Origin of the sequence: Psychromonas marina, from assembly GCF_030161115.1 — a bacterium.
Lineage (GTDB): Bacteria > Pseudomonadota > Gammaproteobacteria > Enterobacterales > Psychromonadaceae > Psychromonas > Psychromonas marina.
In genome coordinates this window covers 67288-93686 of record NZ_BSPQ01000021.1, presented here as the reverse complement: position 1 = coordinate 93686, position 26399 = coordinate 67288, and the positions used below count along the sequence as shown (strand labels likewise).

Here is a 26399-nt window from a genome sequence, read left to right as displayed (position 1 = left end):
TATAGAATTATCTTATTACCTTACTTTGGCATAAGCACGGTATCGATCACATGAATAACGCCATTGCTCGCTTTCACATCAGCGGTAACGACCTGTGCATTATTGATCATCACTTTACCATCTTTAACCATGATCATCACTTTGCCACCTTGAACCGTGTCAGCACTGTCTAATTTTACAACATCTGCCGCCATCACTTTTGCTGCGACCACATGGTAAGTGAGGATAGCAACCAGTTTGTCTTTGTTCTCAGGCTTTAAAAGCATGTCTACCGTACCAGCGGGGAGTTTTGCAAAGGCTGCGTCGGTTGGTGCGAATACAGTGAATGGGCCTTTACTCTTTAACGTATCAACTAAGCCTGCCGCTTTTACTGCCGCAACAAGGGTGGTGAATGAGCCATTTTCTGCAGCAACATCTACGATGTCTTTTTTCATACCATGTTGATCTGCTGAAACGAGTGGGCTAAAAGTTAAAATCGCTGCGATCACAAATAACATTGCTGATAATTTTTTGAACATAATTTTTTCCTCGTTAACGGTTTTAATGAATTTTGCAGTAAATTGATTAGACATTGTTCTCTCCTTAGTAAATTACATTTATTGTTTTGAGCGTCCCTGATATTTACGAAGGCTTATGTAAAATGGATCAGATTAAGAGCAAACTAAATAATTTAACCTGTTACATTCCTTGGGAAGTGGCATCTCAATGTTCTCATTCGACGCACTGGTTAACTACATTACGCTTTGCTCTAGGCGAATTTTCCTGCGTAATATTATGAGTAATTACTTATTGAGGTGATATAACTAAATGTTAAGGCTGTATTTTTAAAAAAACATTGATACGATGAAATAACGATTCATGCGACTTAGATATTTATAGGATACACATTATGAACCAAGGTGTTTTTATCACTGGTGCCACGAGAGGTATCGGACGAGCTTTAGTCGTTGAACTGTGCAATAAGGGCTATCAGGTTTTTGCAACGGGAAGAGATGAGACATTATTACAGCAATTAATGGAAGAAACGGGCTGTTTTGGACAAAGCGGTGATTTAAGTAACGCTGACGTGGTTATCGAACTTTTTCAAAATGCGAAACAGAATTTAGGACGTATTGATGTGCTGATTAATAATGCGGGTATCAATACACGTAAGTGTGCATTAGCGGAGACAAGCTTGGAAGAGTTTGAGCAACAATATGCAATTAACCTTCGTGCACCCTATTTGTTGTGTCGTGAAGCGATGCAGGAGATGTTACCTCGACAGTCCGGATACATTATTAATGTGATCAGTACCGTGGCTAAACGCAGTAATGAAACAATGGGTATATATACGGCAATGAAGCAAGGATTTGCGGGCTTGAATAATGTACTGATGAAGGAGGCGCAACCCAATGGGATCAAAGTCACCGCAGTATATCCCGGCGGCACTAATACCAATTTTCGAGAGCAAGCGCGCCCACAATATATGAGCCCTGAAAGCGTCGCGACAATGATTAGTCAATTATTATCTAATCCGAAGGATGTCATTGTCCATGAACTCACGTTTCGCCCCCCGGTTGAAATTGAGTAGATACAAGTAGAAATTAAACCACTATATTATCGATATCATTATCTGGAGATAAATAATGCAATTTATTCAATGTACCCATGAGCAGCATGCAAGCGCTATTTTAGATATTTTCAATGATGCGATAATGAATTCAACCGCACTTTATGATTATCAACCTCGAAAAATTGAAAGTATGGTTGAGTGGTTTAAAGTGAAACAGAAAAATAATTTCCCGGTGATTGGGGCCGTAGATGAAGATGGTCACTTATTAGGGTTTGCGAGTTATGGTGCATTTCGTCCGCATCCCGCTTACAAATATACGGTTGAACACTCTGTTTATATCAATCAGCTTTATAGAGGCAGGGGACTTGGGCGGATTTTGTTAGAAAAATTAATTATTGCCGCGACAGAGCAGCAATATCACACCATGATCGGTGCCATTGATATACAGAATCAAGGTAGTATCATTTTACATGAGCGCTTAGGCTTTAGTCACTCTGGGACGATTAAACACGCTGCATTTAAATTTGGACATTGGCTCGACCTTGGCTTTTATCAACTAATACTGCCAACACCACTTAATCCTGTAGATGGTTAACAATACCATGTTGTGAGTCATTGTTAAGGCAAGCCAATAAAACGTAATGATCGCCAAATTGATCGTCAAACATGAAAGATAGCGGTTAATTTTTTATTTTATTCATCTCTCGAATCGATAGGCAACATCATAATGACTTTTATTAGCGCACTGATCCCGATCATGATGTTGATTGTGCTTGGATTTATACTCAAGCGCAGTCGATTTTTACCCGAGAATACATGGGCAGGAATAGAAAAGCTGACCTATTATATTCTTTTTCCTGCACTGCTGATCAAAACGCTTGCTCAACAGTCTCTAAGCGGTGTGCCGTGGTTATCAATGCTGTTTGTTGTGTTTTTCACATTACTAGCGTGTACATTCGTGCTAATCATTTTCCGAAAAAAACTGACCAAGAGTGATGCGACCTTTACCTCCATTTTTCAGGGAGGACTACGCTTTAATACCTATATCATGCTTGCTATCTCGCAAAGTTTATATGGTGCAGTTGGCTTAGCAATGGGATCTGTTGTGGCAGGCTTTATGATTGTACTTATTAACCTGTGTTGTATTACGGTCTTTGCAATATGGGGAAAAACGGCATTTCAAGGAGCAGGGCAATTTATAAAAGCAATTATTGCTAATCCATTAATAATCGGTTGTGCCATTGGTTGGTTTTTAAGTATTAGTGGTATTGGTTTACCATTGCTTGCTGAAAATACCTTAGCAGTAGTGGCGCGAGCTGCGTTACCTTTGGGATTGCTCGCGGTGGGGGCTGCGCTCAAGTTGGAGAGTATACGAGGTCATGTTAGTGCAATTATGATCGCCTCAATGACACAGTTTATCATCAAACCGATAATCACAATTTCTTTGATTGCTTATACCGGCCTAACTGGCATCGCAGCTGCTGTGTTGATTATTGCGTTTATGACACCCACTGCTCCCTCTGCTTATATTCTTGCACGTCAATTAGGGGGAGATACCGACACGATGGCTTCAATTATTACTATGCAAACACTCGCTGCATTTTTAATTATGCCGGTATTGGGAGCACTATTATTATAAATTAATCTCAAAATTGCTGGTGGATATAAGCGCATGGTCATCAACACCATTAAGTTAACCCTTGTATGTCGCAACACTATTTCTGCCATTATCTTTAGCACGGTAAAGTGCTTCATCTATATGCGCGATCAACGTATCTCGCGTATCTAATTCAGATAAACGACTAACGCCAACACTAACCGTTACTGACACGGTTTTTCCGGCGAAAGTGATCACCAAACTTTCAACTTTTGTTCTAATCATCTCTGCTATGTCACTGGCTGTCTGTAAATCACTCTCAGGTAAGATGATTAAAAATTCTTCACCTCCCCAACGAAAGATAAGATCTGACTCTCGAATAGAGGCTTTAATCGTTTGTATCAATGTTTTTAAGACCACGTCTCCCGTTGGATGCCCGTAGGTATCATTGACTTGTTTGAAATAATCGATATCAAACATCATTGCTGACAACGGTGTTTTACTGCGTTTTGATTGACTTTGTGCTTGCTTGAAAAGTACATCAAACACTTGACGGTTGGCGCAACCGGTTAATTTATCAGTGGTGGCCATGGTCTCTAATTTTTTCTGGTAGCTAGCAATTATGAGGTGAACAAAAATAATAATAATAATTGAAATGATGAAGCTGACACCTAAATTAAGTAATAATGCATTATGGATACGTTGTTCTGCTTCATCCTCTTGCTGTGAAACAATGAGGTACCAATTAAATTCGGGCACAAAACGACTATTAAGATAATGCTTTTTGCCTTCGTTATCATAACTAATAGAGCTACTTGGTGAGGTCAGTATTTTGGTTGCAAAGCTAGAGAGACCATTTATGTTATGTATATTGTCATTTTCATGCCCAGATAAGCCGCGCAACATTAGCGTGCCGTTTTTATCAATAAAATAAACCTCTCTGCCATAGCGATGTTTGTAATTTTCTATTAAACGCTGCACGGCATCAACGGCAAGTCCGACACCAATCGCCCCGATATAGTTTCCTGCATAATCATAAACGCGGTGATTAATGAAAACCGTTAATGATGTCCGGTCAGCAGTATCTGTGTCGACATTAATTTCGTAGTCTTGCTGCATTTTCTGAACGCGAAAATACCATGCATCGATTTTATCTATCTGATTAATGGGTTTAAGAATACCCGTAGGATGGTAATACTGGCGTGTTTTTTCAGAAACAAAAAAACTGGTCACCGTACCATAATGTATTTGAATCTCTTTTAAGTATTTAACAATTGCTTGCGGTTCATTTTCACCATTTATTACCCAATCACGTACAAAGGTATCTTTTGCCATCATCGATGAGATAAAAATAGGTCGTAAAAGATCTCTTTGGATCTCTGAATAAATATTGTCGCTAGTTAATGGCAATGTCGTTTGCGCAACCTGAGAACTGATTGACTCATGGGCAGTAAAATAACTCACAAAGCTAGTAAAAAGAAAACCAGAGGTTAATAAAATCGCCAATAATGCAACGAAGCGTAATTTTCTATTGCGCATTAAAAATCCTTTTTATTAAGCAACTGTGTATAGGTTATAAAATACTAACTTATGAGTATAAAGATCATTATTAGAGTTGTAACCAACTGAAATCGTATATTTTGATATGTAGTTTATAATTAATGATTATTTTTTAGTTGTGGAACGTCGGAAGCATTTAAGGGGAAATTTAATGACCAGTTACTTTGATAGTGTAGCGAAAGAATGGGATAAAAGTGCGCTTAAAGTTGAACGAGCAAAGGTAACGGCAGATAAAATTAAAACGATAAGCTTTCATTGTACAAATAGTTGTATTGACTTTGGAAGTGGTACGGGGCTGCTAGGCCTGCAATTGATTGATACCTTTGCCAATATACACCTTGTGGATGCTTCAAATGAAATGTTAAGTGTAGCTCGTCATAAAATTGATAATGGTCGAATAAACAACGTTGAAACACATTGTGCCAATTCACTTTGTGTATTTTCCGAGCAACATTCAGCAATTGTCATGATGTTGGTATTGCATCATATCGTTAATATCGAATCGTTTTTTGTAGAAGCATACGAGCGATTAGCACCAAAAGGTAAATTAATGATTGCCGACCTCTATGAAGAGGATGGTTCATTTCATAAGCATAATGTCGCTTTCTCTGGTCATGATGGTTTTAATATTAGTGAACTAACGATACTTGTTGAACGTAGTGGTTTTAAAGTAGAGAAAGTTGAACACTATTACGATATATGGAAAGAAAACTTTGCAGGTAATAAAGTGGCTTATCCATTGTTTTTGATGGTTGTACAAAAACTTTAAATAAAATTTCTGAAAGTGGGGAGTCAATTAATGAAATGGATCATCTTAAGTTTGAGCATATTAATATCATCAGTGGTACATAGCCGTGATAATGAAAATGTTAGACAGCTTGTGCGTTTTGAATATGAGCAACGAATAAGTTATGGCGAGATAGTTGGGCAAGGCGTTCAACCTCTTTCTGGAGAGTTGTTTGGACAGTTAGTTCCAAAAGGGAGTGTTATTGCACTAAAAGATATAAAGCTATTGCTGCCAACGGAACCGCAAAAAGTATTTGCAGTGGGGATGAATTTTGCTAGCCACATATCATCTCCCTCTGATGCGCCGCCTCCATTATTCCTTAAGCTACCAAGTTCACTCATTGCTTCTGGTGAAATAATTCAACTGCCTACTGACGCAAATAATGTCCATTTTGAGGGCGAGCTAGTATTAATAATAGGCAAGCAAGGCAAAAATATTACTGAGTCTGAAGCCGACTCATACATTTTTGGTGTTACGGTGGGCAATGACTTAACAGAACGAAATTGGCAAAGCAGTGATCTACAGTGGATGCGATCGAAAGCAAGTGATGATTTTGGTCCGGTGGGTTCATTCATTACTTCTGGGATTGATTATAATAATGTACTGCTCACTACCAGACTTAACGGGAAAGTTGTACAGCAAGAAAATACTAAATTTATGATCCACAAACCAGCCAAGGTAATCAGCTATTTAAGTCAATATTTCACCTTAATGCCGGGAGATCTTATTTTTATGGGCACACCTGGACGTACAAAAGCCCTGAAAAATGGCGATCATGTTTCTGTGAGCATTGATAATGTGGGCAGTGTAGAGAATATTGTAAAAAAGTAGAAAGTAGATAAGAGATTAAACAAGGGCTGATATTCGGCCCATCATTATAGTAGCAATGACGACCGTTATTTCTCATGTTTTGGTTTACTATGTTGTCATCGCTATCACTGTACATATTCTGCCTAAATAACTCATAACTGCTGGTGGACTCCTTAATCGATTCACTTTTGATTATCACGTACAAGAGAAGAGGTCGTATCATCAATGACTAACTTTAAAAACTGTTTTTCAAGCAGGACAGGTTTTACGACTACACTAGAAGATAAGATTAACGTGTTGAACAATTTAACTATTATAAGATTATGTTGTGTGGGGGATTTATGAAAAAAATATTGATGACACTGATGTTACTCATTAGTAGTGTTGCTTTTGCAGATGAACCTGTTAGCAAAAGTTATTTTGGTTCAGTCGCTATCAGTGGTGTAGATACTATTGCTTATCATCAATTAAAAGGTAAGAAAGATAATCAAGCGATGATGGGAAACAGTCGTTACAGCGTAGAGTGGAAAGGAGCTAATTGGTACTTTGTTTCACAGCAATCTGCTGAAAAATTTGCAGCAGATCCCGCTCGTTATCAACCTAACTACAATGGTTTTTGCGCAAATGCGTTGAGCCTAGGGGAAGGTTTAATCAAGACCGATGGTAGTGTTTGGGCATTCTTCGATGATCAGTTATTTCTTTTTTATTCAGAAGCAGGCAGACAACGTTGGTTAAAAGGAGATTGGAAATCCTATAATAGACAGGCAAAAAAAGCGTGGTTACAACAGCTCCACTAAAGATGAACGATGATCCTTAATTACCGTACTATCGTGGATATATTATTGATTTTCAACAGGGAGAACAGATGAAAAAAACAATAATGGGTAACGCTGTAAAGCAAAAAAATGATGACGACAGTAACGAAGATTGGTTAAATATAGAGACTTTGGTAGATGTTGAAATCACATCAGAAGCTAAAGAATATCCGATTGAGTCTGCGTTATTAATCGGTGATAACCAAGGGTGGCGAGCTGGCAGAGCAGGTGAACAAACAGTACGATTACGCTTTAAACAGAGCCAAGCATTACAATCAATAATGCTTAAATTTGAAGAGTTAAAGTTGGAAAGAACTCAGGAGTATCGTCTCAGTTGTACAGATGAAAGTGGGATAATTCATGAAATTGTTAGGCAACAATGGAACTTCAGCCCAATGGGGTCTACCAAGCAAGTTGAAAATCATATCATCAACCTTGATAAGGTTAACCTCATTGAGTTAATCATTACCCCTGACATTAATCGCACTGATAGCTATGCAACGTTACAAGCACTGCGCATTTCATAAATTATTTAAGCAGTGATATAAAACGAACAAAAGTAAGGCCGCTATAGTATTACCAACAAGGCTAAAAGTAGGGCACATGTAACATAGGATTTATAAGTCATGTTCAAAATAACATGGCAGCAAAAAATCAAACTAAATCTTAAATGTGCATTTTGCCTCTCAACTTGCAAATGTTAAATGCACAATACACCGCTTAAATAAATACCTCCATTTTTTATAAAACCTAAGCTTCGCCCAGTGAGAGCATGGGCTGCAGTAAAAAAGGTCACCACTGCTTACCAAAAATAGAAAGCCCTACGCACCAATAGGACGCGACTTGTTGCACCATTTCAGTAAAAAAAGAGAAAATTATAAGTGAAGAATTTTTTTAATCGCCATTAAACAGAGAGTCATGTTGCGGTAATAGCCTATTTTATAAGGTAATAAATATGTTTTTGAGTTTGTTGATTAAGTTGGCATTGAATATGCAATATTATAAATATCAGACAGTTAGGCGCTAACTGTTACTCAGATTAAACATTAACTATTTAAAGCTAAGAGGAAATCCAAATGACTTTACATACTGAGACAAAATCAAACACACTAAACAGCAATCCGAAACATTGTCCAACACAAGCGGTAACAAGCAAAACAACGACTGATCGTCAAAGCCATAAGATTAATCCATTATACGAAACACCATTTAAAGATGTGGTTACCAACCAATATGTACGTGGGTATAACTAATCATTAAAATATGCGTTGTTTGGGGTGAGGTAGTAACAACTTAGTAGGTCAGAACCTTAGCTTTACTTTGTCCCAAAACGCAGTCTCATTGTTATACAAAATACAGTTAATATACTGCCATCATTGTGGTTAAAACCAATTTATTCCAATAATTTAAAATGATACTATACAGTACACTTTGTTACTGATAGGTCACACAAATGAGAGCTTCAACTCAGGAAAAAAGAACGCGGATTATCGAGGTCGCTACTGAACTATTTATTGATCAGGGTTACAAAGATACTTCCCTAGATCAGATCGTTGCAATTTGTGGTGGTTCGAAACAAACCCTATATCGATACTTTTCTAATAAAGAAGGGTTGTTCATAGAAGTATTGGAATACAATATTAAAAACAGCTTTGATCCTGTCTTTCAGTTGGCTGAAATTCAAAATGAATCTTTACAGTTAACCTTAGAAACCTTTGCATTAAATTATCTGAAAAAGATGTGTGCAAATCCGTTAGTAGGCCTATTTCGGATAATTTGTGCTGACTTTAATAAACACAGCACTATTCCTCAGTCGTTTTGGGAAACTGGCCCATTACGCATTCATCAAAGCATGATCGCTTTTCTAAAAAGTGAACGCGTTACTCATTCATTGCACATTGAAGATGCTGAACTTGCCTGCGCACAACTATTATCCCTGATCAAACTAGACTATTACAGCATGGCCTTATTGGGGTTAGCTTTACCTGATGATGAACAATTGGCAAAACATGTTAAAAAAGCAGTGGCTACTTTTTTGAAGGGTTATCAGAAATAAGAAGTTATCGATGAGTCGCCACGATGGTGACGACTTAAAGAGGGAGATTATTTAGATGCAATTTTTTTACCGATGATTAATATCGGTGCTAATGTAAATATCGATAAAATGAAGACGATCAATGCGTTATTAAGGGCCAATGTCGTGACTTGATGACTCACCAAATTGCTTATTTGACTCATTTCGATAGATAAAGAGGATAAGTGACCATTAGTTAAGATCATATTGCTCAGTGCATGTTGATAAAAGGCATAACCACCACTTGTACCATCGACACTTCTACTTAACTCCGCTGATGCCTGCGCGCTGTGCGTCTGAATCACTCGCGAAAAGAAAGCACTACCGATTAAGCTACCCACGGTTCTAAACAGATAGAAATTACAAACACCTTCAATTCGTTGCCCTGCGTTAAAATAAGTAAATACAGAAATAGTCACCGAAACATTGAGCAAACCAATACCAAACCCACGCAATAACATCGGCACCATTAGTGAATCTGGATCAACGTTACTCGGTAATTGACTGAATGCGTAGATAGACAACAAAATCATGACCACACCAATCGGAACTGCGGCATCACTGAGTGGACGACGGAAACAGAATATCAATACACTGACGATCATGGCCGCAAACATGGCATAAAAAGAAGGTAGATAGGAATATCCTGCGTTTAAACTATTGTAATTAAGTGCTTGCACTAAAAAACTCGAGAATAATATACTACTTGCTGCAACGGCAAATCCTGCGATAAATGCGTTGTACATGAAAACATTGGTTTTAAATTTTTTATGCAGCTTTGTTGAAGCACTAGTAAAGGTTTTGTCTTGTCTTACTAATAGATACACTGACAATAATGATATTATCGCTGCACCGGTTGTTAGTTTAGAGAAAAATACAGAGTCGAACCAATTATAGTAATCGCCGCGCATTAATAAAAATACAAACAAACTCATTGTGCTAGCAATCACTAGGTAAACAAGCAAACCTGATTTCGGTTGATGTTGCATACGTAAAGGGACTGTTGGATATAAACTGACAATGATAAACCCAGAAAAGAATAACCAAGCAAACGCTGCACTTAATGATGACCAATCGAATACTTCTAATATTTCCGCAACAATCCAAGCATAAGCCCCGAGAGGTAATAATGTTGAAAAGATAAGCATGCCAGCAATGACAACGGGCACTAATTTAGCTTCAAACGTGTCTAGTACCAGAAGATTAGTTAGTGCCAATAATATACTCAGTACAAAGCCAATAACCAACCAAGCATAAACAAAGATTAGCGCATTAGTTGGTAAAAAATACAGTGACAAACTGGCAATTAATCCAGCTGCAAGGGATACAATAAGAACTCGGGAGCTACACCAAAAACGAATGATAAGCGGGGAGAACAGTAAACCTAATACCTGAAAGATAGTAAAAGCCACTTTAACTTGCGTCATTTCATCAAGTGAGAAACCGATTGAAATTGCCATTTCATGAGTCACGTCGGTAAAAATAACTGAACTTAATCCATAGGCTGTCATCGTAAACAGCGCTAAAATCAATAGAGGAATTCGTTTCTGCATAGCGGTTAATCCTTCTAATTAATCACTGTTGTTTCAGAAGTTAACGTTGAAATCGCAACGGTTGCTGAAAGCCCTGGATAAATACGCTGTTTTAAGTCATCTGGAATATCTAATTGAATACGGACGGGTACACGTTGAACAACTTTTACAAAGTTACCCGTCGCATTTTGTGCGGGCAACAGGCTAAATTGTGATCCTGTAGCAGGGGTGATGGATGTTACGTGACCAGTGAGCTTTCTATCTGAGAACATGTCCAGTACCACTTCAACAGTTTGACCTTTTTTCAATGTTTCAAGCTGAGTTTCTTTGAAATTGGCTTCAACCCAAATGTAGTTAGGTACCATTGTGATTAGCCCCATACCTGGAGTCACGTACTTACCCACTTGCACTTGTCTATTAGTTATAAACCCATCAAGAGGGGCCTTAATAATCGTGCGTTCCAGTGCAATGTTAACTAAGCGTAAGTTGGCCTGAGCTTGCTCTAACTGCGCAGATAATTGTAGTCGTTGCGCTAGTAACGCTTGATATTGTTTTTGTTCGGCTGTTAACCCCAACTTTGCGCTTGCCAACAGGCTCTCAGAGTCAATGGATGTACTTCTTTGTGCTTCAAACTGATTGGTACTGACAGATTGCTTGTTAAGCAGGCTAGTGTAACGCTGTAATTCAGCACGTTGGTAAACCGCATTAGCTTCAGAACTGTGAATCGTTTGACCTGCCTGTGCAATTTTGATCTCTTGCATCTCAATCTGCGTTTGGTTTGCGCTTAATGCTGCATTAGCAACATCAAGTAAAGAGATAGCGATCTTTTTATTGGCAACAAAGTCCTTATCATCAATTGAAAAAAGCGGGGCTCCCTTATTTATCCATTGGTTATCTTTTACATATACCTTATTTACCTGTCCACTTACTTCTGGTGATATTGAGGTAACGTCCGATTGCACATAAGCATTATCGGTCGTAATCGTATTCGGTTGATAGATAGAAAAGGTGACGACTAATAAAGCGGTCAAAATTAGTGTTACTGCGATAAATGGTTTTTTCATTAAAGGGTTCCTAAGTGTACTGCATATTGCAAACTGTACCGTACGGTACAGTTGGTGTAAAGTTAACTTTCAGTGAAACTATTAACTGGAATAGCGGTTTATTGATCTGTTTTTAGAAGTTAACTGTTATTTTCTTTAAAAAATAAGAGGCTATGATTAAATTATTTAGGTAAAAGTAAGTAACAACGAGATAATTAAATTTTTAAAAAGGTCAAAGAAGCCGCAAAAAATAGAGAACATTTATTAAAAAAAGCTTATTCTTGGTCACTAGCCAAACGCTATCATTAATAATGAATGAACGATATTAAAGGAATAACGCATGGAAATGGATAAATCGTTAAATGTATTCGGTGAAACATTAGAGCTCTGTTGTAATGACCCAATAACAGGGGCTTACCGAGACGGTAAGTGTAATACAAGTAAACTTGATGTCGGTTCACACACCGTATGTATTAAAGTAACTAAAGAATTTTTAGAGTATTCAACGTCGAAAGGTAATGATTTATCAACACCAGTCCCTGAATATCAATTCAAAGGTTTAAAACCTGGTAATAGTTGGTGTTTGTGTGCGTCAAGGTGGTTAGAAGCTGAAAAGGATAACATGGCACCACGTATTCATCTGACAAGAACACATATCAAAGCATTAGATATCGTGCCGATGGAACTGCTAAAGAAATATGCTGTAGACCTTAATTAGCAGGTAGGCTACCAATTAATACCATTAAGTGACTATTTGATTTTATTAAATAGTCTTTTTCATCAACACCATTTTTAATATTACACGTTAGATATTCTGCTATATTTTCTGATCTTCAACTGAGAAAAGCATAATTGTGTTAGGTCAGTTAACATGAGTCAATTCTTAAAACTCCGTACTGCCTGTTGGCAAAAATAATCATACAAACTAGCTTGTAGACTTCGAAATTAACAAATCCTAAAAACCAGTAGAGAATGATTTAAGTTGATCTAAAGGGATTGTTACTTTGTCATACAGTAGTTGTTACCAATAAATTTATATTTAGAAAACTCCAAACTTTATTCGAGTAAAATTTACATATAAAAAAGGGGGCTTCATTTTATTTATAAAAGTAAACGATCATTGGCAATGATTAAAAACATTAATTTTCCTTTACAGACAGTTATTAGGATATGACACAACAAGCACGAATAATTAAACAAGGTAGATGAAATTTTTAATTAATAACTTAAGGAAATTATATTAGAGAAAGTTATTCCATCAGTTTATCGTTTCTAGCTTGCAGCGATTAGGAGAAAGACCCGAGTTTATTAATAGATTGCAGCACAGAGCGCTTAAATATATGGCATAAAGTATTACAAAGCCTTATCTGATGTGGATTTCAGCCAGATTAAGTAGAAAATGAATGACTGTAATTAGTTGTAAAATATGGCTAATCACGAATTTATAGCTTAAAGAGATATTAAGTAACACGACAATAACCAGAATTAGATTAAAAAACGCATTTAATATGAATATGATAAATCTGTATTTTAGTAAACCGCGCATATAGGATAACAGTATGTTATACATTTTATGTTAAATACAATTATGTTCAATAGGATATTAAATTGGGGTTATTGATAGCCTCAAGATGGTATCAATATACAATATAATAAACTCTATTTAACATAATATACATTATGCGCAGTTGTTAGTGTGTTTGTATTCTGGGGCATTAACCAGATTAAATACAGATTAACTACTAAATATCCACTTTAGCTTTTACTAAGTTTAAACAGATTCATATTGTCGATTTAATAATATTAATGATTATCTATGAATACTTCATCTACTGTTAACGTTGAAATCAAATTGTTACGCTAGCATTTAGCTAACCTGATCTTAATTACTTACTCTATACATATATTAAAATTTGCCTTCTCATTGCTTTAATTTTCAACCCTTAACTTTAATAATTTATATAGCTTCAACTTTAAATGATGGTGCTAATATTTTTACTTCAACAATTAGCTTGAACACGTTATCAGGTTTTAATACTACGAATGTATTATGTTTGACCGTACTCATTTTTTATATTTGATAACTTAGTTCTTTCTAGCGCTGTTTTCTAAAATCGTGTCTGTGACTTTACATCAATTATTAACCCATTAAGTGGCATCATATAGTGGATTGAAAATTACAGTTTCTTAATGTTCATTTCATATTTAAGAAATACTTATTTATCTTATATGACTGTTGTTCGCATTTATTGGTATTCACTCAACAATGAAGTTAATAAGCTTTAAAATATTTACTCCGATTCATTGATTATTACCATGTTTTTAACATCATTTTAGGCATCGAACTATTCATATAAGTGATAATTAGGTGAAATAACTTAACTGTGTTTTATACAGCTAGGTTGCATGGGGATAAATTAACCTAGATTTGTATTTTCAAAGTTAAATTTAATACAAGTGCCCTATCTACATTAATCTACCAATCAACTTAATCGTATAAGAGTTTGATTTAAATGGTTAATTTGGTTTTTGTAATAGTTGTAAAGTCTATTAAGCACAGTATTCACTGTAAGTCAGATCTGTGCTTAATGATTGGTATACGTAATTATGGCTGTTGACGTGTACTTGCTATAACAATTTCACGAATACAAACATCTTGTGGTTGTGAATAAGCAAATTCGATTGAGCGTGCTACATCATCAGGTGCTAGTACGTTACCCATCGACTCTTTCCACTCCTCGTAACCCGCTTTAATTTCATCTGACGTTGTATGAGATAGCAATTCAGTTTCTACAGCACCTGGTGCAATTGTAATTACGCGCACATCTGAACAAGCCACCTCTTCGCGGACATTTTCTGTAATAGCATGTACAGCAAACTTAGTCCCACAATAAGCAGCATGACCACCGAATGTTTTACGACCAGCAATTGAGCTTATATTAATGATTGTTCCTGTGTTTCTTTCTTTCATTGGTGCGAGTACTGCCTGCATACCGTTTAACAATGCAATGACATTAATATCAAACATGGTTTTAAACTCTGAAATATCCTGTGTTTCAACTTGCCCTAATAGCATCATACCTGCATTGTTAATGAGCAGATCAGTAGGACCATATAATGCTTCTGCTTTACTTAGTGCTGCATGAAGTTCTGCATGTACCGTTAAGTCTACTTTTTCACACAAGCAGTTTGGTAAATTTAATGCCTGCAATTTTTCTACTCGACGAGCAACTAATAATAATGGATGCCCTGCTGCACTTAAACGTTTTGCTGTAGCTTCACCAATACCAGAACTTGAACCAGTAATAACGACTAATTTTTTCATAATATATTTTCTCTGTTAAGACGATTAATACTCAAAGATGAGAATAGTCAGCTCTGAGTTGATGATCGAGATTATATAGAAACTAGTATTGGTGATATATATATACGAAAGTACATGACTGTTACATTTTGAGCTACAATGTGGTGAATGTTAATTATTCTAGGTGAACTCTATTCATGCAGAGCAATACTTCCCTTGTTGATATACGTACCTTTGTCACTATCGCTGAGCAAGGTAGCTTTACCAAAGCAGCCGCTATATTACAGTCATCACGCGCACATGTATCTCGTCAACTTACCCAATTAGAAAAGCAACTCGGCGTTCAACTCATTATTCGGACGACACGTGCTCAACGATTAACACCAACGGGTGAACTGTTTTTTCAGCAATGCCTCGCTTCTCTACAAGCGATCGAACAAGCGGTGATAACGGCAAAAGATGATACCGAATCTTTACACGGTAATATTAATATTAACTGTGTTGGCGGCATCATTGGTGAAGATATAGTGGCTGACTTGCTTGCGGAGTTTAACTTACTACATCCTGATATCACTTTAGAGTTAGATTTAAGTAGCCAGCGTGTTGACCTTATTGCAGAGTCTTTTGACCTTGTTGTGCGCATGGGAGAGCTACAAGATTCTGGTTTAGTAGCAAGAAAATTAACCGATATTAAGGTACAGGTATTAGCTAGCCCTGACTATTTGGCTAGACACCCTACTATTCATCATCCTAAGCAATTGGTGTCGCATAATTGTTTAACGGGTAGCATAAAGCGATGGCGTTTTCAGCAAAACATAAAATTAAAAACTGATATGCAGCAAGAGGATTTAGAAGTAAACGTGCAAGGAAATTTTAGTTGCAAAAGTGGTCGTGCATTAATCAATGCTGCAAAAAATAGTAATGGGATCGTACGTTTACCGGTATTGTATTGTGAGGATGAGATTAATAATAGAACATTAGTACCCGCTATTATTACGAATGAGATAGAAGAGCAATGGCATTCACCTGATGTACCACTGTATTTACTTTATCACCGTAATCGGTATCAACCTATTCGGTTAAAATTATTAATCGAATTTATATGTAATAAATTCAATAATGTAAAAACTAACAAATAAAAAAAAGCTATTAGCGCTTTAGCAAGATAATAGCTTATGTCTTAATATCTACATTATAAAACGATATATTTACATGCTGCTGCGCCAGAGCAGATTTGTTGATGAGAGTTGGTTTTAACTGTTACATGTTTTGCCGCAACATGCGGTACTTCGTTTTGGCCTAGACATGCACTTGAACCTTCACAGAAGCTTTGTGCTTGTACGCCGGCAATAGTGAAAAGAGATGCAATAATAGTCGTTTTAATTAAGTTTTTCATGATGGTGACCTTTCTTCGATTGATGTGTCATTCCGCTTGTATAAACGAAACTTATTTACGAAGTCATAATAAGGTACTTAATCAAGTTGATTAAATCTTTACGTGATTTGCAATGTTTCTATATTTATGGCTTAAATATTTGTGCCGTGTCAGTTTATTTTAAAAACTCATCCATAAAATGATTGTAAATACCCTGCTCTTTTAACTGTATAAGTGAATTTTTTGTTTTGTTAACAATCTCATCTGATGTGGATTTACTGTATGCCATATACAATCCATTAGATAAATCACTTAATTCATAGACTTTATCTAAGTTTGAACAATCGAAGTTGGCGTTATTACAGAGCGTAGCAAGGCCCAATTGACTAATTGGAAACATGTCGATTCTTTTTTTAAATAATTTTGCTAAATTTTGTTCATTACTGCTGACCACCTGTAGCTCAGTAAAATTTTCCCCTCTTAGGTATTGATGTCTAACGTCTTCGATTACGACGCCTATTTTATATTTTTTAGCTTGATCTAAGGAGGTGACTTCGATATCCGATCTACTCTTCAACTTCATAAAGTGGTATTTAATCGGAACGATTTGTCCAACCCACTTGAACTGATTCTCTCGAGAAGACGTTCTAGCCATAGAATAAATCAACGTATTCTCATCCATCAACGCTTTTTTATAGGCTCTAGCCCAGGGATATATCTCAATTTGGTAATCCAAACCTACACTGTCCAGCGTTGCTTTGACAACATCAGTAGCAGCCCCTGTGATTTTTCCATCTTTTTGATAACTTAATGGAAATGCGGATTCTGTAACAACTTTGATTTGTTCAGCGTTCACTGAAAAGGTAGATATAAATAACAACAAAAGAAATAATAATACAGGCATTGATCTACTCCCTTATCACAATATTCTTAATGCAAGAGTGAATTAAAAAGATACTAACGGTAATCCTTGTACATACATAGCAAAATAGATGTCACGTACTACATTAGCGAGTTATAGGATAAAATCTAATATATTAACCTGCCAATTACAATATTTCATTCATGATTGAAAATCAATTTATCTATTTATATTCAATCGCTTAATGAGATCTTTAAGTAAGTGCCTGAGTTGCAGTAACGTTAAGCTCATTCTCATAATGTAGAATGCGGGTAATTTGATATTTGTATTTAGGCAGCGATAGATAAGTACAAGGTTAATCAGTTTAATAATGATTAACCTTTAAATCATAGCAAATAATGAAATTTATGCGCTAGGAAAGCGAACTAAGACATCAACTTTTGTGGACATTGTTGAGCTAAGCGTTTGTTTGTTTTGTGTTGCTAAAATGACAACGCCATTGTGTTTAGCAATACTTTTAAATAAGTGGTTAATATCAAAACCACTATCACGTTCATGTGATTTTTTTACTTCTGTTTTTTTGTCAAACAGCAGGTCTGTATTTTCAAAAAGTAACATATCACGGTTAATACGTGCAGCACTAAACAATTCAGAAACAAGTGTTTCAGAACCTTTATCACTTACCACTGTTGAGTGTTGGATTTTGTTTTTGGTCGCAGATAAGAAATCTTCCTCTGCCATCGTTAACTCATTTGGATTTGGACCATTAAATGTCACTAAAAAACGTGTTTTATGCTTTGCGATTTGAGTCATATCTTCTAAAAATCGATGGTAACTTTTACTCTGGTAATCTACTACTAGCATTTATATTCCTATTGCGAGGTTTTAATTTGATTGATTGGGTCTTTCGTGCAGCTAGTTTAACAGTTTATTGTTTAAAACGCTGAGTTTAAATATAGTTGGTAACCATTTAATACTAACCCTAAAGTACTCAGCGAGTATTGAGCCCATCACTCTATATCAGAAGCTATTTTGGAGATAACTTTCAGTGATTAGATTACAATAATGGCTAATTATTCTCTTTATAGCCACCAGCTAATGGGCCGATATAAAGCTACAACACCATTAAGTTCGTTTAATTAATAAAGCTATTAACACTTTTAGTGAGCGATATTGTCTTTATTAGTATAGGTATTCATTTTATCTTGAAACAAGGCTTTATCGATAGGCTTAGCAAGGTAATCATCCATACCCGCGATATAACACTGCTTAATATCTTCATCAAAAATGCTTGCTGTTAGCGCAATAATCGGGACTTTATTTAATCCCTGTTGTTCTTCATAAAGGCGAATTTCTTTGGTTGCTGTAAAGCCATCCATGATGGGCATCATGCAATCCATTAAAACAGTACTAAAAATTCCGCCTCTTTTAATTGCATTAACGGCCTCTAACCCATTCTCTGCGATCTCAAAATCATAGCCAAAAGATTTTAGAAAGAAAGAAGCTACTTTTTGATTAACTAGATTATCTTCAACAAGCAAAACAGGTAGGTTTTTAGTTGTCTTTATAATGGAAGCCGAATCATGGCTAATACTCGTTTTAATTTTATTTTCAACCGCTTGATTAAGTATTTTTAAACATCGTTTACCAAGTAATGGAATCATAAGCTGACCGTCAATCTGATCCCTAAAGTCAAATCCGTCATCATCGGTTTCTTGGGCGAGTACAATTGGGTTAACGGTAAAGTCTGAAAGCAATATTTTTAACTCGCTTTGGGTACTTGAAGCTTCAGATTGACAATATAGTAATATGGTTGAGGGATTCAGTTTTTCGGGAATAGCCTCAACCGAAACAACAGTTTGTAATACGTCCACACCAAGATAGGTTAACTCTCTATTTAATAATGTAGCTTTATGACCAAGTGCATCGATGATAATCACCTGTTGTTTAACCTGAGTTGGCGCCGCTTCTGATAAGGTTGGTTGAATACCTTGAGGTTGTGTCATAAGCGGAATATCTAAATCAAAAGAGAAAGTACTTCCTTGCCCTTTAACAGAATCACATCGGATACTGCCCCCCATTAAATTGACAAGTTGCGAACTGATAGCAAGCCCAAGTCCAGTCCCACCAAATTCGCGGGTTATAGAGCCATCTTCTTGAACAAAGGGTTGAAATATTGTCTCTTGACTCGATTCGGCAATACCAATACCGGTGTCTTTAACTTGAATGCTTAATATACAACGCTGTTCATTTTGAACCCCGGATACAATAACCTTTACAAAGCCCTGCATTGTAAATTTTAATGCATTTGAAAGTATGTTCATCATGATTTGGCGTAAACGATGCTCATCTAACATTAATTCTTCCGGTAAGTTAGCATCCACATCAAGTGATAATTTAAGTTTTTTCTCAACTGCTTTAGAGCTCACCATTGAGATGGTTTCATATAATGCCTCTCTAAAATTAGTATTAGTTGTCGAGATAGTTAACTTACCCGACTCTATTTTAGAAATATCCAATATATCGTTAATCAACATTAACAACGTTTTAGAAGATTGATTGATTGTTTCTAAGTGGTTTTTTTGACTATGACTAAGTTCAGTTGCTTCCAATATTTGATACATCCCCAATATACCGTTTAATGGCGTGCGAATTTCGTGAGACATATTAGCGAGAAAATAGCTTTTGGCTTTATTAGCTCGCTCAGCCTCCTCTTTAGATTGAATCATTTTATCAACATTGATTTTACGCTCTGCAATCAGTTTGTTTAACTTAGAGGAAAAGTGAGAAAATTCATCATTACCTGCTTCTGAGATTAGAATTGTATAGTCGTTATTACTTTCAATCGTTTCTAATTGTATTAGGGTCGATTTAAGATAAGAAAATATACGTTGGATTAAATTGAAACTTAAGAAAATAATAAACAAAATAACTAAAACAATTAGAGTCATCAGTAAATAGATACGTTGAGTAACATGTTCACTACTCACTTTAATTTCTTCAATCGTTGTTGAAATAATGCTTTGTGACATTTCCATCATCAATGCTAAGCGTGCATTTAATACTGATTCAATATCGCTTTTATCAATCTGGGCAAAAAAAGCAAAATTTCGAGCTATTGCATTTTCTTTATATAATAAACTTTTTTGAAACCCCTCCTTCTGAAAGGTATTAAGCAACAAGTCTACTTGCTCTTTATTAGCATTTAACGAGAGAAAACGGCCAATAAATATTTCCTCTTTAACTGAAATAGTTCTTAGTTCTTCTAGCAACTCAAAGGATTGCTTTTCTAACATAACGTCAATAAGCCAGTTTTCTTGTAATGCATAATACATAATCCAGCGCAATTGATTGATGACATTCATCTTTTGATTAACATCGTCAATGCTTGTATATACATTCAGCTTTTCTAATGAATTAAATAATTCAAAAACGATATCTTCAATTACCCAAGCAGACCACTCTTCAATATCACTTGCATCAAAGCTACTGACATCATTAAGTGCATCATTCATATCATTAAAATTTGAAGTAAAGCTTTGTAAGGCAATATTTTTTGTTAATTCTTGGTGTTTAGCAACAAGCGAATTTGATAGCTCTATTACCCGTTCACCATTTACTTCAGCTTTTTTAAGTAACCCTAAGTTATCATGGCTATTTTGTTGCATTAATATGTTTAGGCGTAATTTATCAACGATCAATAGGTTAGTCATGACCCTATTACCCACGCTTAAGTTTGTTTCAATAGAAGAAAGATTAGCAATATCCTTATTTAATAAATCCACTTCTCTAAATGAAGCGAAGATCAATATTAATAAAGGAAAAAAGATAATAAGCAGTAGCTTACTTTTAATTGAGAAGTTGTTCAGAAAACCCATTATTTCACCTACTGTAAATTGGTATAATATAAAATCACAAACTATATTGAATGTAGAACATTTTTAACACAATGAAAAATAATGAGTTAATTGTTGTGACTTAATGTTGACTCAGCGCCCATTGACATTAAAATATAAAATCATAGGTTGCCAACTTACAATAAAAATATGGATAATTACAAATGAAAACAGTTTTACTTAGATGTAAATATATCAAGTTGTTGATTTTTTTGTCCGCTATTTTTACCTCTAACTACCTTAGTGCAGAGTCACTCGCAATTTTTAGCGCTAATGATGATTTTAAAAAATTGTCAGCGGGAAAGGCGAAAATGTTGTTTAAGGGGAAGGTTAAGCGGCTAAATAACCAAAAATATTCTCTAGTCGATTGGCCTGCCGGTTCTGATATAAAAATACAATTTTATAATGACCTATTAGAGCAATCAGAATCTCAAATTAATGCTACGCGTGCTAAATTAATTTTTTCAGGGAGGGGGTTCCCCCCAAAAGAGATGGATAAAAACAACTTTGAATCACTACAAAAATTCCTACTCGCACACCCAAACAGTATTGGATATGCCCCTGCTTCGCTAATATCAGATGAATTTAATCTTTTATTTATTCTTCAAACGGAGAGCAACGATGAAAAATAATTATTATTTAGTGACGATCCCCTTTGTTTTTCTCATTTCATCGAATGCATTGGCTACCATTGAATTAACTGATGACCTACTATTTAGTGCTTTTGGCTCGACATCAATCACTACCACGGATAATGAAACTCCAATCTATATTAATCGTGAAATTAACGATGAAACGTGTTTCGATTGTGATACAACATTAGGGCTACAACTTGATTATCAATTCTTAAATAACTTCACTACCTCTATTCAGGTTGTAAAACGCCCTCAAGACAATTGGTCTGAGCCTGCCTTAGAATGGCTACACTTAGGTTACAGTTTCAGTCAATTCGATATTAAAATAGGCCGTTTACGTACGCCAACCTTTTTAGACTCCGAATATTATTATGTGGGTCACGCTTATACAACAGCACGCCCTTCTAATGAAGTTTACGATAGTCAATTAGGGGTAACGTCATACGATGGACTTACGTTGAAATGGCAAGGTGAATTAACCGATGATATTGCTTTATCCGTAGAGCCCTATGCAAGTTTTTTTGGTGAAGGTAAAGCAACTAAAGGGCCTCAGAAATACATCTTTGATATTCATAGTATGCTTGGTGTCAAAGTTGAATTAAGTAGTTATGATTATCGATTTTACATGAATGCATTACGCACTGAATATGACTTAGAACTGCAACTCGCAGTGCCTAGATACACGTTACATCTTAAAGATCAGGCTATCAATACTTATAGCTTCGGCGGAGAATACTTATGGGATCAATTAACCATGAGAGCAGAAGCTTATTATGCGCAAGACAGCCACTTTGATTGGTATGCACAACTCAGCTACCGATTTAATAAATTATCGCCTTACGCGAATTATGGGCAGATGCACAGTGTTGGTTCAGGCAGAGAAAACAGCAGTCGAGCGATTACTGCGGGGTTACGTTATGACTTTACCCCTAATATTTCTATGAATTTAGAATATCAAAAAGCCTTTACTGAGAATTATTTCCCGTCAACAAGTGGACAATTTACAGAAACCTTCGCTCCGGGTAGTGACACCGATGCCAACATCTATACGTTAATGCTTAACTTTATCCTATGAAACAGAGCACTAAAATAGAAAAGCCCATTTATCCTAATCGGTAAATGGGCTTTTTCTTAACAAAATAAGCTGCTTTAAGTTTACCTACACAACTGAAACACAGCCCTTAGACAACATGACCGTTAGACTTGGTAAAGTAATGAAATTCCCTGTTCATCAAATAGGTGGGTTTTATCTAGTTCGGTTTTAAGACAAATCATCTCACCTTTTTGTTTATTAATAATCCCCGGTAATTTAACCACCAGCGGATCAGTGGACTCACTACTGTTTAGATGCAGTAAGGTGACTTCTCCCAATGATTCGATAAAAACTATTTCACCAGATAACATGCAACTCTCTTTATCAGCTAAACAGAAATCTTCTGGGCGAACGCCTATTGTGATTGTTTGTTCTTTTATTTGTGCAGCACTTGAAATAGGAATATCAAACACATTCTTATTTTGCGTTTTAATACGCGTTACTTTACCTGTCTGTAATACCTTAACCGTAAAGATGTTCATTGCTGGAGACCCTATAAACTGTGCAACAAATAGATTTGCAGGTTTACTGTATAATTCAAGGGGGGTACCGACTTGTTCAATATTACCCGCTGAAAGTACAACAATACGATCAGCGAGGGTCATTGCTTCAACTTGATCATGGGTCACATAAATCATTGTCGTTTGTTTCATGGTTTCTTTTAAATTAGCAATTTCAATGCGCGTTTGTACACGCAATGAAGCATCTAAGTTAGACAGAGGTTCATCAAATAGAAACACTTTTGGATTACGTACAATTGCACGACCGATTGCCACGCGTTGACGTTGGCCTCCCGAAAGTGCTTTAGGTAAACGATAAAGATAATCTGTTAATTGTAACATCTCTGCGGCACTGTTGACGCGTTGATCGATAGTGGCTTTATCTTCTTTGGCAATACGCATGGCAAAAGCCATGTTGTCGTATACCGTCATATGTGGATATAAGGCATAGGATTGAAAAACCATGGCAATACCACGCATTGCAGCAGGTAAATCATTAACATGGGCACCTTCTATAAACAGGTCCCCACTAGTAATCTCTTCAAGGCCTGCAATCATCCGTAAAAGCGTTGATTTACCACAGCCAGAAGGGCCAACAAAAACAATAAATTCTCCTAATGCAATTTCAAGATCAATACCATGTAATACGTCTGTTTTACCATAGGATTTTTTAATGTTTTTTAATGTTAATCCGGTCGAGCTAACCATAATTCATCCTTAAATTGATTATTTAACAGAGCCAGAAAGTAAACCTCGAACAAGGTATCGTTGTAAGGTGAAAAATACCGTCAGTGGTACTGCAATTGAAACAAATGCAGATGCAGTTAGAATTTCCCAGTTACCACCTCTTGAGCCCAGTAACTCTCTTAAACGACCTGTTAACACTAATTCATGTTCACCATTACCCAGGAATACGGTCGCCACTAATAGGTCATTCCAAACCCAAAGAAACTGAAAAATAGCAAAGGAAGCAAGCGCTGGAAACGAAAGTGGGAGAATAATTTTCACAAATATTTCAAAGTCATTTGCACCATCAACACGCGCCGATTCAATAATCTCTTTGGGAAGCCCTGCAATGTAATTTCTTAATAGGTAGATTGCTAACGGAAGTCCAAATCCAGTATGTGCAAGCCAGATACCGAAATAGGTTTTTGCGCTGACACCAAAATAACTACCTATCGTATTATATAACTGTAATAGAGGAATGAGTGACATTTGCAGCGGTACAACTAATAAGCCGACAACGAGGGCAATGAGTAAACCTCTACCAGGTAAACGCATCCAAGATAACGCATACGCAGCAAAAGCTGCAATTAGAATAGGGATGATGGTAGCAGGAATAGTTACTGTCAAAGAGTTAATAAATGACTGCCCTATTCCCTCTGAGTTTAAGACTTCTACATAATTATCAAGTGTGAATTTAGGGGATGTGAGTTGAGTATAAAAGACACGTTTTCCGCGACTTCCTGTGAATGGCACTAACGACGTCATTGTATACTGTCCATCACTACTAACAGTTAACGTACCAGCATTCTTCATAGAGGCGATTGTATTTACCTGATAAGCTTCTGGTTGTTTTGACGTCCAACCAAAACGTAAAATAGTGTCTTGTAAGGCAAAACCTTCAATAGTGCCAGATAAAACATACTTACCATCTAGCAATACTTGTTGGTCTGGCGCACTTGTTCTTCCAATTATGTTCTGTTCCGATGAGGACAGAGATTGCCACCAGCCACTGACGGCAAGTTGATCTTTATCGCGGAAAGAGGAAATTAATAACCCAGCCGTTGGAAACGTCCACAAGATAACCAGAAACAGTACGCTTAGATGCACAACAATCATTAAGGGGGAGCGACGAAGTTGACGTAAACTAAGCATCAATCCTGATGAGAATTTGTTATTTGCCATGATTAACGTCCTTCCATCTGTGCATTTGCCTGCCTAACATTCCAAATCATAACCGGGATAACCGCAATCATGATAATGACAGCGATTGCAGCACCACGTCCGAAATCACCACCTCCCCTGAACATCCAGTCAAACATCATATTGGCGAGTACTTGTGTATCCCATTGCCCATTGGTCATCGCTAAAACGATATCAAATACTTTAAGCACTAAAATAGTAATCGTTGTCCATACCACTGCAATCGACGTCCAAATCTGTGGAATCAGAATCTTAAAGAAAATTTGAAACCCATTAGCACCATCTAATACTGCGGCTTCTACGGTTTCTTCAGGAATACCACGTAATGCCGCAGATAAAATAACCATTGCAAAACCTGTTTGAATCCAAATCAAAATAACCATTAAGAAGATATCATTCCAAAAAGGTAGGGTTATCCAGGCTTGTGGTGTACCTCCAAAGTATTCGACAAGCGCATTTAACAAACCAATTTGATCAGATCCTTCTGCTCGGTAATCGTAAACAAATTTCCAGATGATAGATGCGCCAATGAAGGATATCGCCATCGGCATAAATATAAGACTTTTAGCAAAATCACCCCATCTGATGCGATCAGTCAGTGCGGCAATAATAAGGCCAAAGAAAGTCGATAGAGCCGGCACAATCAGTAGCCATAGAATATTGTTGGTTAAACTTTCAAGGAATTCATTATCCTGAAATAACCATTCGTAATTTGCCAAACCAACAAATTCCTCGCCATTACGTCCATGTAAAGAGAGATACACTGAATCAAAAACGGGATAAACGAGGTATAAAATGAGGAAAAATAGTGCAGGCCCCAAAAATAACCAAGGTCTAATAGCAGCAGCACGACGAATATTTTGTGCCATTTTGACATTAGAAACATGCTTAACCGGGTAGATTAAGAGTAACAACCAATTACTACCAACAAAATAAAAAACACAACTCAACACACCGAGTAGCATTACTAGCAAGGAGTAAAATAATTGTTCCATATAAACCTCACACTGCAATATAAATCAATAATAAGCCGTAAAA

General features: G+C 36.4%; 25 protein-coding genes. 13 read left to right on the top strand and 12 right to left on the bottom strand.

Annotated features, from left to right (window positions below; translation table 11 throughout):
* Positions 1 to 20: 20 nt before the first annotated feature.
* The gene (locus QQK09_RS17680) at positions 21 to 518 is read right to left on the bottom strand and encodes a fasciclin domain-containing protein (RefSeq protein ID WP_284205531.1); all 498 of its coding nucleotides are present in this window, start codon (positions 516 to 518) and stop codon (positions 21 to 23) included.
* Positions 519 to 889: 371 nt separating this feature from the next.
* Here QQK09_RS17680 and QQK09_RS17675 point away from each other — a divergent pair, with 371 nt between their 5' ends.
* The 3 genes from QQK09_RS17675 (at position 890) to QQK09_RS17665 (ending at position 3191) form a co-directional block, all read left to right on the top strand.
* The gene (locus tag QQK09_RS17675; protein ID WP_284205503.1) at positions 890 to 1570 is read left to right on the top strand and encodes an SDR family oxidoreductase; all 681 of its coding nucleotides are present in this window, start codon (positions 890 to 892) and stop codon (positions 1568 to 1570) included.
* Between the two features lie 55 nt (positions 1571 to 1625).
* The gene (locus QQK09_RS17670) at positions 1626 to 2147 is read left to right on the top strand and encodes a GNAT family N-acetyltransferase (protein WP_284205502.1); all 522 of its coding nucleotides are present in this window, start codon (positions 1626 to 1628) and stop codon (positions 2145 to 2147) included.
* A 132-nt stretch (positions 2148 to 2279) separates the two neighbouring features.
* Positions 2280 to 3191: an AEC family transporter gene (locus QQK09_RS17665; RefSeq protein WP_284205501.1), complete on the top strand. Its 912-nt coding sequence runs from the start codon at positions 2280 to 2282 to the stop codon at positions 3189 to 3191.
* 54 nt (positions 3192 to 3245) lie between these two features.
* Here QQK09_RS17665 and QQK09_RS17660 read toward each other — a convergent pair whose 3' ends face one another.
* Positions 3246 to 4688, bottom strand: a complete 1443-nt coding sequence (locus QQK09_RS17660) for a sensor domain-containing diguanylate cyclase (RefSeq protein ID WP_284205500.1) — start codon at positions 4686 to 4688, stop codon at positions 3246 to 3248.
* 172 nt (positions 4689 to 4860) lie between these two features.
* Here QQK09_RS17660 and QQK09_RS17655 point away from each other — a divergent pair, with 172 nt between their 5' ends.
* The 6 genes from QQK09_RS17655 to QQK09_RS17630 all read left to right on the top strand — a co-directional run bounded on the left by QQK09_RS17655 (position 4861) and on the right by QQK09_RS17630 (position 9177).
* Positions 4861 to 5478, top strand: a complete 618-nt coding sequence (locus QQK09_RS17655) for a class I SAM-dependent methyltransferase (protein ID WP_284205499.1) — start codon at positions 4861 to 4863, stop codon at positions 5476 to 5478.
* A 30-nt stretch (positions 5479 to 5508) separates the two neighbouring features.
* Entirely contained in the window at positions 5509 to 6327 is an 819-nt protein-coding gene (locus QQK09_RS17650) for a fumarylacetoacetate hydrolase family protein (RefSeq protein ID WP_284205498.1), read from the top strand.
* Positions 6328 to 6647: 320 nt separating this feature from the next.
* Entirely contained in the window at positions 6648 to 7103 is a 456-nt protein-coding gene (locus QQK09_RS17645) for a YHS domain-containing (seleno)protein (RefSeq protein WP_284205497.1), read from the top strand.
* Between the two features lie 68 nt (positions 7104 to 7171).
* A complete protein-coding gene (locus tag QQK09_RS17640) occupies positions 7172 to 7648 on the top strand; it encodes a hypothetical protein (RefSeq protein WP_284205496.1) in 477 nt (158 codons plus the stop codon).
* A 549-nt stretch (positions 7649 to 8197) separates the two neighbouring features.
* Positions 8198 to 8374 carry a hypothetical protein gene (locus tag QQK09_RS17635; RefSeq protein ID WP_284205495.1) on the top strand — a complete coding sequence of 59 codons (177 nt, stop codon included), beginning with the start codon at positions 8198 to 8200 and terminating at the stop codon, positions 8372 to 8374.
* A gap of 200 nt (positions 8375 to 8574) precedes the next feature.
* On the top strand, positions 8575 to 9177 hold the full coding sequence (locus QQK09_RS17630) for a TetR/AcrR family transcriptional regulator (protein ID WP_284205494.1): 603 nt from the start codon (positions 8575 to 8577) through the stop codon (positions 9175 to 9177).
* A gap of 47 nt (positions 9178 to 9224) precedes the next feature.
* Here the strand turns inward: QQK09_RS17630 and QQK09_RS17625 are convergent, their stop codons facing one another.
* Complete coding sequence (locus QQK09_RS17625) at positions 9225 to 10748, bottom strand: hypothetical protein (RefSeq protein WP_284205493.1); 1524 nt, start codon at positions 10746 to 10748, stop codon at positions 9225 to 9227.
* 14 nt (positions 10749 to 10762) lie between these two features.
* A complete protein-coding gene (locus tag QQK09_RS17620) occupies positions 10763 to 11791 on the bottom strand; it encodes an HlyD family secretion protein (protein WP_284205492.1) in 1029 nt (342 codons plus the stop codon).
* Positions 11792 to 12110: 319 nt separating this feature from the next.
* Here QQK09_RS17620 and QQK09_RS17615 point away from each other — a divergent pair, with 319 nt between their 5' ends.
* Entirely contained in the window at positions 12111 to 12488 is a 378-nt protein-coding gene (locus tag QQK09_RS17615) for a DUF2237 family protein (RefSeq protein WP_284205491.1), read from the top strand.
* A gap of 1887 nt (positions 12489 to 14375) precedes the next feature.
* On the opposite strand, the gene QQK09_RS17610 is transcribed toward QQK09_RS17615, so the two are convergent.
* Complete coding sequence (locus tag QQK09_RS17610; protein WP_284205490.1) at positions 14376 to 15095, bottom strand: SDR family oxidoreductase; 720 nt, start codon at positions 15093 to 15095, stop codon at positions 14376 to 14378.
* 176 nt (positions 15096 to 15271) lie between these two features.
* On the opposite strand from QQK09_RS17610, the gene QQK09_RS17605 reads away from it, so the two are divergent.
* Positions 15272 to 16213, top strand: coding sequence for a LysR family transcriptional regulator (locus QQK09_RS17605; RefSeq protein WP_284205489.1), 942 nt, complete (start codon positions 15272 to 15274; stop codon positions 16211 to 16213).
* Positions 16214 to 16266: 53 nt separating this feature from the next.
* On the opposite strand, the gene QQK09_RS17600 is transcribed toward QQK09_RS17605, so the two are convergent.
* The 4 genes from QQK09_RS17600 to QQK09_RS17585 form a co-directional block, all read right to left on the bottom strand.
* Positions 16267 to 16470 carry a hypothetical protein gene (locus tag QQK09_RS17600; protein ID WP_284205488.1) on the bottom strand — a complete coding sequence of 68 codons (204 nt, stop codon included), beginning with the start codon at positions 16468 to 16470 and terminating at the stop codon, positions 16267 to 16269.
* 154 nt (positions 16471 to 16624) lie between these two features.
* Entirely contained in the window at positions 16625 to 17353 is a 729-nt protein-coding gene (locus QQK09_RS17595) for a substrate-binding periplasmic protein (RefSeq protein ID WP_284205487.1), read from the bottom strand.
* 363 nt (positions 17354 to 17716) lie between these two features.
* Complete coding sequence (locus QQK09_RS17590) at positions 17717 to 18175, bottom strand: hypothetical protein (RefSeq protein WP_284205486.1); 459 nt, start codon at positions 18173 to 18175, stop codon at positions 17717 to 17719.
* Positions 18176 to 18471: 296 nt separating this feature from the next.
* Positions 18472 to 21189 carry a hybrid sensor histidine kinase/response regulator gene (locus QQK09_RS17585; protein WP_284205485.1) on the bottom strand — a complete coding sequence of 906 codons (2718 nt, stop codon included), beginning with the start codon at positions 21187 to 21189 and terminating at the stop codon, positions 18472 to 18474.
* A 182-nt stretch (positions 21190 to 21371) separates the two neighbouring features.
* Here QQK09_RS17585 and QQK09_RS17580 point away from each other — a divergent pair, with 182 nt between their 5' ends.
* Both QQK09_RS17580 and QQK09_RS17575 read left to right on the top strand, forming a co-directional pair.
* Complete coding sequence (locus QQK09_RS17580; protein ID WP_284205484.1) at positions 21372 to 21839, top strand: hypothetical protein; 468 nt, start codon at positions 21372 to 21374, stop codon at positions 21837 to 21839.
* Complete coding sequence (locus QQK09_RS17575) at positions 21829 to 22917, top strand: porin family protein (RefSeq protein ID WP_284205483.1); 1089 nt, start codon at positions 21829 to 21831, stop codon at positions 22915 to 22917. The genes QQK09_RS17580 and QQK09_RS17575 overlap by 11 nt, the downstream gene beginning before the upstream one ends.
* Before the next feature lie 122 nt (positions 22918 to 23039).
* Here QQK09_RS17575 and QQK09_RS17570 read toward each other — a convergent pair whose 3' ends face one another.
* The 3 genes from QQK09_RS17570 to QQK09_RS17560 are packed head-to-tail and all read right to left on the bottom strand — an operon-like array spanning position 23040 to position 26356.
* A complete protein-coding gene (locus QQK09_RS17570) occupies positions 23040 to 24143 on the bottom strand; it encodes an ABC transporter ATP-binding protein (protein WP_284205482.1) in 1104 nt (367 codons plus the stop codon).
* An 18-nt stretch (positions 24144 to 24161) separates the two neighbouring features.
* On the bottom strand, positions 24162 to 25343 hold the full coding sequence (locus QQK09_RS17565) for a carbohydrate ABC transporter permease (RefSeq protein ID WP_284205481.1): 1182 nt from the start codon (positions 25341 to 25343) through the stop codon (positions 24162 to 24164).
* A gap of 2 nt (positions 25344 to 25345) precedes the next feature.
* Entirely contained in the window at positions 25346 to 26356 is a 1011-nt protein-coding gene (locus QQK09_RS17560) for a carbohydrate ABC transporter permease (protein ID WP_284205480.1), read from the bottom strand.
* Positions 26357 to 26399: the final 43 nt, after the last annotated feature.